At 70.6% G+C, this 6,634-nt stretch carries 5 protein-coding genes; 3 read left to right on the top strand and 2 right to left on the bottom strand.

Annotated elements, in window-relative coordinates:
- Positions 1-355: 355 nt before the first annotated feature.
- From ACFXGA_RS11255 to ACFXGA_RS11245, 3 genes are all read left to right on the top strand, one after another.
- Positions 356-901 (top strand): AAA family ATPase, encoded by a 546-nt coding sequence (locus ACFXGA_RS11255; protein WP_378086639.1) that lies wholly within the window; start codon positions 356-358, stop codon positions 899-901.
- 246 nt (positions 902-1,147) lie between these two features.
- Complete coding sequence (locus ACFXGA_RS11250) at positions 1,148-2,875, top strand: hypothetical protein (protein WP_378086637.1); 1,728 nt, start codon at positions 1,148-1,150, stop codon at positions 2,873-2,875.
- 122 nt (positions 2,876-2,997) lie between these two features.
- Positions 2,998-3,267, top strand: a complete 270-nt coding sequence (locus ACFXGA_RS11245) for a hypothetical protein (RefSeq protein WP_378086635.1) — start codon at positions 2,998-3,000, stop codon at positions 3,265-3,267.
- Positions 3,268-3,406: 139 nt separating this feature from the next.
- On the opposite strand, the gene ACFXGA_RS11240 is transcribed toward ACFXGA_RS11245, so the two are convergent.
- Positions 3,407-4,870, bottom strand: a complete 1,464-nt coding sequence (locus ACFXGA_RS11240; RefSeq protein WP_378086633.1) for a PKD domain-containing protein — start codon at positions 4,868-4,870, stop codon at positions 3,407-3,409.
- Positions 4,871-4,896: 26 nt separating this feature from the next.
- A complete protein-coding gene (locus ACFXGA_RS11235; RefSeq protein WP_378086631.1) occupies positions 4,897-6,363 on the bottom strand; it encodes a PKD domain-containing protein in 1,467 nt (488 codons plus the stop codon).
- Between the last annotated feature and the right edge of the window lie 271 nt (positions 6,364-6,634).

Below are 6,634 nucleotides of genomic sequence, written 5' to 3'. Positions count from 1 at the left end.
GGCGCGCTCGGTGGGCGCGTCGGGGGGGGGGCGGCGCTCGCGGCGCGCCCCCCCGGGGCGGGCGCGCGCGCCCCGCGCCGCGCGCGCGGCCCCCCCCCCCCCTGCCGATGGCGCGGAGCGATGGCATCATCGGCGAACTGCGTTGCGGACACCGGCCGTGCCCCCGGTGCCCGCCCGAAGCCGCACCTCTGGGCGCTACCGATGGTCGCGTTGCCTCGGCGAGGCGCGGTCGGCGTGGGTGACAGCAGGCTCCAATGCGCGTCCCGCGAGACTCCGTCGGCGGTGAGGACGCTCCGGCGCGGCGGCGTTCGCGGCGTTCCTCCGGGGTCTGCGCCGGTTCCCGTAGCATGATCGAATGCGGGAAGTGCGGGAGCAGGCGGTCGTGCTGATCACCGGGATCCAGGCGGCCGGGAAGTCGACCGTCGCGCAGATGGTGGCCGAACGGCTGCCGCGTTCGGTGCACCTGCGCGGTGACCTGTTCCGGCGGATGGTGGTCAACGGCAGGGCGGACATGACTCCCGAGCCGTCCGAGGACGCGGTGCGGCAGCTGCGCCTGCGTTACCGGCTGATGGCGACCGCGGCCGACGAGTACTCACGGGAGGGGTTCACCGTCGTCGCGCAGGACGTCATCCTGGGCGAACACCTCGCCGACGTGGTGCGGATGATCCGGCATCGGCCGCTGCTGGTCGTGGTGCTCGCCCCGGACGCCGAAGCCGTCCTCGCCCGGGAGGCGGCTCGGGCGAAGAACGCCTACGACGAGTGGACCGTCGGCCTGCTCGACCGCGGCCTGCGCCACGACACCCCACGCCTCGGCCTCTGGCTCGACACCTCCGCCCAGACCCCCGAGGAAACCGTGAACGACCTCCTCGACCGCGCGTGGACCGAGGCCCGGGTGCCGTGACCGGGCCCTTCGAGGCCGGACTTCCGAGGCGCGACAGGCACCCCACAGGTCCGGAAGCCTCACCGATCCGACTTCATGGCGAAGCTCTCCGACCCGACCGGATCCATTACCGCACACGCCGGCGCAAGCGGCACGGTGAAACCCCCTCGACCTGCTCGGAAGCTGTGCACCCCGTCCACACCCGGACCCGCTACCCGAGCAAGGACGCATCACGCGGCACCTGGGCGATCATGACAAGATGCCGGCATGCCCGATCCGTTCCTGATGAGCCGCGCTCAAATCTTACCCATGATGCGAACGATGTCCAGGGAAATCTACGAGCAGGTAGGACGAGACCTCTATTCGCAATCGCGGCGGCAACTCGACGCGATATCCGAACCATTGTCGGGCGCTGACGCCGCAAACTACTTGGCCCGCCAGTCGGCACGCGTGAAGGCAGACCTGCTGAAGCAGGCGCAAGCTTTCCCGAGTCACTGGTGGCTACTGCTCCTCAGGTACATCTCACCGGTGATCTTCGGCAGCGGCGGCGGGAACTACTCAAGGTATCGCGGCTGTGCCGAGCGCATGAGTGCGCGAAGCACTCGCCGTCTTGACAGCGGCAACTCCGCAGGACTGTTGGGCGAGCCACAAGTCAAACGCACAATCAGATTCGTCACCACTTCAGCGCTGTACGAGGACCTGCACATCGCAGCAGGGTGCGTGAGCGCGGGCGCCGCGCTACACCCCGACGGTGAGCAGCGGTACGAACTCGTGCTCGATGAAGGACTCACCGCAGCGTTCCACCGGTACGACAGGCAGTTGAGGGCAAGCGACCAGGGACTCCTGACGCGCATGGGCGCGAGTTACCTTGAGCCGCTGAACCCTGCGGCAATCGACCTGAACCGAACCCTTGTAGCTTTGTCGGCACTGGAACTCCCCTTCACTCGGGAGACGTTCCGCACGAGCGAACTCGCCGACGTCTTGCAGTTCGCACCCGTAATGGTCGTCCTCAATGAGAGCGTCATGCGACTGCCCTGGGCCGACCTACCCCATGAACTGGGCCGGCGGGCACGGGTACTGGCGGCGGTGATGCGTCTCGCGTTCGTGGACATCGGCGAACGTCCGACCTTGTGGGAAAGGTTGCACCAGACCGGTTTGATCAACCGACCACGAGAGGAGTGGGAAGCATATGCAGACGGGTTGCACAAGGAGGCGAACGATTGGGGTGACGCCGTGTTCCCCGGCGCCGCACGGGCGAGCAAGACCGATGTCGTGACGGTGGTCACCGAAATATCCGGAGGACGATCGGGTCGCTATTACGGGCCAGCGATTCGAGTAGGACACGATTTCTTCAGCATCGACCTGCTGACCACCTGGCTACGTCTCGAATCCACGATCGCCGCGTGCACCGCGGGCGGCGGGGTCGCGCCCAACCTGCGGGCGAAGATGTGGGAGGAGGCCGTTCAGCGTGCGATCGACGGCACGCGCTGGAGGCCTGGTCCGCCGCTGGCCGCTGCGGTGTCACGCCCGCTCAAGCTGAACGGCAGAGTGTTCAGCGATCTCGACGCCGCCGGCGCACACCACGGCAACCTGCTGATCGTCAGCTGCAAGAGCTGGCAGATGACCGAAAGGTACGACAACCTCGACTATTCCACCCGCCGCAACCGTGCCGCCGACACCATCAAGGCAGCGAAGAAGCTCCATGCCGACATCGAGAAAATCTCGACCTTCGCCAACCGCCTGGTCGCACCGCACAGCTTGGCCGGAGTTCAGGGCGTGGTGTGCACATCCATGCCGATACTGCTCACCCCCGACGAACTCGACGAACTCGACTCGGTTGCACCGGGAATCGACGTCCTCACCCTTCCCGAACTCAAGGCCCGTCTCGACGAGACGGAGCCGAAGCAGTTCGATCCGCACGCATGGAGCCAGTACCTGGCGCATTCCTACCGACACAACCCCCACTTGAGGAACAATCCGATTCCATCGTCGTAGGCTCGGTCGAACACTCCCCCGTGCAATCACTGCGACGCCAGTGCGAGTACCGCGGACGCAGCGCGTTGGGCTGAGGGTGAAGTCGTGCCGACACCGCCACCAGAACTCCCGTTCGGGGAACGGTGTCGGTGCTGCTCGTGCACGGCGCCGGGGGTCAGGGCAAGACGCGGTCGGCCGCCGCGACCTCCCGCTATCGGGCGTGGGCCGAGGTCCTGCCGGGCGTCCGGCCGGCGGAAGCGGGCAGACCTCGTGATGGTCTGCCGTGGGCACGGCGCGGGTGCGACGAGATGACCACGTCGCCGCGAAATGATCCACACCTGATCCAGCCGGCCCTGGCCCTGAACATGCTCGAACTCCGGGCGGAACTCCTGGAAGCGTGGCGACGCCGGTGACCGCGGTGCGGAGCGCGGTCGTGCGGCACGACCGGCTCGTCTTCGGCGGAGCCGCCTCCAGCCGGCCGTGCCCGGTGCGCGCGGTCGTGCCGCACGGCTGGACGTGACCTGCTCGGCCGGCTGGACGGCGGCGGGGCCGTCACCCCTTCTTCGGCAGCACGACGGTGGCCGGTGCGATCACCGTGTTGTCGGTGGGCGCGGCGTCGCGCACGCCCGTCGGCTCGGCGACCGCCTTGAAGACCACGTTGCCCTCGGCCAGGTCCGCGGCGGTGAAGGTGTAGTCGAACGCGAACCTCACCACCCGGCCCGGGCGCGCGGGCACCGACTTGGTCACCGTGCCGATCGCCTGGTAGCCCGCCGAGCCGCCCCGGTAGAGGGTGACCGCGACGGTTTCGTCGTACCGGGTGTTGGCCACCTCCACCTCCAGCGTCCTGGTCGCCCCGACCCTGGCCGAGGTGGGCGCGGCGAAGCCGGTGACGGCCACGTCGTGCGTGCGCACGGTGACGGTCGACTTGGTCGTGGCGGTGCGCCCGCCCCACCCTTCGACCGTCAGCCGGGCGGTGTAGTCGCCATCGGCGGCGTAGCGGTGGTAGGCGTAGCCCGCGGTCGGCCTCACCAGCACCGTGCCGTCGCCGAAGTCCAGTTCCACGATGCTCGTCCCGCCACCTTCCGGGTCGTGCGAGCGGTTGCCGAAGTAGACGTCCTCGTGGATCGACGCCGGCGCCGGCGAGACGGTCAGGCCGGGCTCCAGGTCCCTCGCCCGGCTCAGGCCGAAGGACACGTCGTCGGCCCCCGCGTCCGCCGCGTTGACCTGGATCTGGAGCGTGCGGCCCGCTTCGGCGCGGAACAGCGTCCGGTAGGAGGAGGCGCAGGCCACCTCGGTCAGGTCGGCCAGGGAGGTGCCCGTGTAGACCGCGGCCACGGTGAGGTGCCGGTAGGCCCACGAGTCGGCGTCGAGCACGATCGTCTCCGTCACCGCGGGGGTGTAGGTGTACCAGACCGACGGCGAACCGGGGTTGTGGTCGCAACTGCCGACCGGCTCCCCCGCCTCGACCGTGGCCGTCGCCAGCGGGAACCGGTCGAAGACCGGCAGGGCGTCGATGGCCTTGCGATCCGCGAAGTGGTCGTTGGGGGTCGGGGGCATCGCCTCCGCCGTCACCCAGACGACGCCCATCCACGACACGGACCGCACCAGCAGGTGGTAGGTGACGCCGGCGCGGGCGTCCAGCCTGGTCCGGGTGCCGCCGCCCGACTCGCACGTGCCGGGCTCCAGCCGCAACGCCCCGCGCGAGCCGGTGAAGATCGCGCTCTCCACCCAGGAGTCGCCGAAGTCGACGGCCAGCGTGACGTCCTCGGTCGGGGTGAACGAGTACCAGACGGTCGCGGTCTCCAGGTGGTAGCAGGGGTTCGGGTCGTCCGGCGCCCCGGTCGCCTCCCCGAGGTTCACCTCGTCCGCGAACGGCAGCGCGGTGATCGCCACGGCCTGGTCGAAGTCGTCGTTCGCCGGCGGCGCGGCGTGCGCCACGCCCGGCAGCAGCGCGGCCAGCGCGATCGCGGCGACGACCACCGCGACCGACCGCCCGCGTCCCGGGTTGCGTCGCATGTCCTGTTCCCCCTCGGTGTCGTGGCTCATCGGACGGACTCGCCGGCGCCGGGCAGCACGGTCGTCGCCGGCGCGACGGCCTCGTTGTCGATCGTCCGCGCGTCGCGGACGCCGCTGGGCAGCGTCACCACGGCCCGGAAGGTGACCCTCCCGACCGCGGCGTCGTCGGGCGTGAACGTGTAGTTGAACGGGAACGCCACCGTGCGGTCGGGGCGCGCGGGCACGTACTGGGTGGCGCGGGCCACCTCGGTGAAGCCGCCGGGGCCGCCGCGGTAGAGCGTGACGGTGGCCTGCTCGGGCGCCCTCGTGTTGCCGACCGTGACCTCGATCGACTTCGTCTGCCCCGTCCGGCCCCTGGTGGGCGCGGTGAACGAGGCGATCCGCACGTCGTGCGTGCGCACCGGGACGGTCCGGGCCATGGCGGCCGTGCGGCCGTCCCGGGAGGTGACGGTCATCCGGACGACGTAGTCCCCGTCGGCGGCGAACCGGTGCTCCACCTGGCGGCCGGCGGCCGTGGTCCCGTCGCCGAAGTCCCACTCGGTGCGGGTGATCGGCTCACCCGCACCGTCGTAGCTCTGGTCGGTGAAGGTGACGGTGTCCAGCACCGACGGGTCGGCGCTGGACTGGCCGAAGTAGGTGTTCAGCGGCGGCGCCACGGCCAGGGCCAGCGTGGTGGGGCCCGGCCTGGCGAACGCGTTGCTCACCTGGATGTGGTAGGTCGACCCGGCCGTGACCGCCAGGGCCCGGCGGTCGTAGCGCTCGCACAGCACCTCGGTCAACGCGCCGAGGGAGTCCCCGGTGTAGACCGCGAACGCGGTGCCGTCGTCGTAACTGGTGCGGTCGATGGTGATCGACTCGGTGCGCGGCGCGGTGAACCTGAACCACGCCGTCGTCGCCGGGTTCGTCTCGCAACCGGGTCGGGGCTCACCCGGCTCCACGGTGGCCGCGCCGAGCCGGGTCTCGGCGGTGGCGGGCACGGTCGAGATCGGGGTGGCGTCGGCGAAATCGTCGTTGGCGGGCGGCGCCACCGCGTCGACGGTGAGCCGGAGCGGGTCGCGCCACAGGTCCACGACCACCATGACGTGGTAGGTCGTGCCCTCCGCGGCCTGGACGCGGATCGGATCGCTGTAGCTGCTCGCGCAGGTGGTGCCCGGCACCCGCGCCAGCGCGCCCCGCGTGCCGGTGAAGACCGCGACGTGCCCGTAGCCGCTCTCGGCGAGGTCGATCTCCAGCACCGCGTCGGAGGTCGCGGTGTAGTCGAACCACACCGAGCCCTCGTCGGACGTGGAGCACACCGGGTCGTCGGCGGCGGAGGTGGCCTCGTCGAGGGCGAGGTCCGCGGCGAACGGCAGGGCGGTGATCGCGACGGCCTGGTCGAAGTCGTCGTTCGCCGGCGGCGCCGCGTGCGCCACCCCCGGCGCCGCCACGACGACCGCCACCACGAGCGCGATCAGCGTCGTTGATCGGGTTCCTCTTCTCGAGGACGAGTGCATGCGCTTCCCCCTGGACCGGGCGCCCGCCCTCACGGCGGACGCCTCCGCAGGGGTTATCGGTCTTGATCGGCCGAGTGTGACCGGGTCGACCGCATCAACGCCCCGTGCCCCGGCGGCATCGACACCCCGGTGGTCGCCGACATGCTCCCGGGTGGTGGGGCCCGGCGGGGGGGGGGGACGCCCCGGGGGCCCGGGGGGAGAGGGCCCCCCCCCCCCCCCCACAAAAGCCCCGCGAGGCGAGAAAACACAAAAACACGCCACCCAAAGTTGT

This window comes from Actinosynnema sp. NPDC059335 (assembly GCF_042752395.1).
GTDB lineage: Bacteria > Actinomycetota > Actinomycetes > Mycobacteriales > Pseudonocardiaceae > Actinosynnema.
The sequence above is the reverse complement of the archived record's forward strand: the minus strand, read 5'-3'. Positions and strand labels throughout refer to the sequence as shown.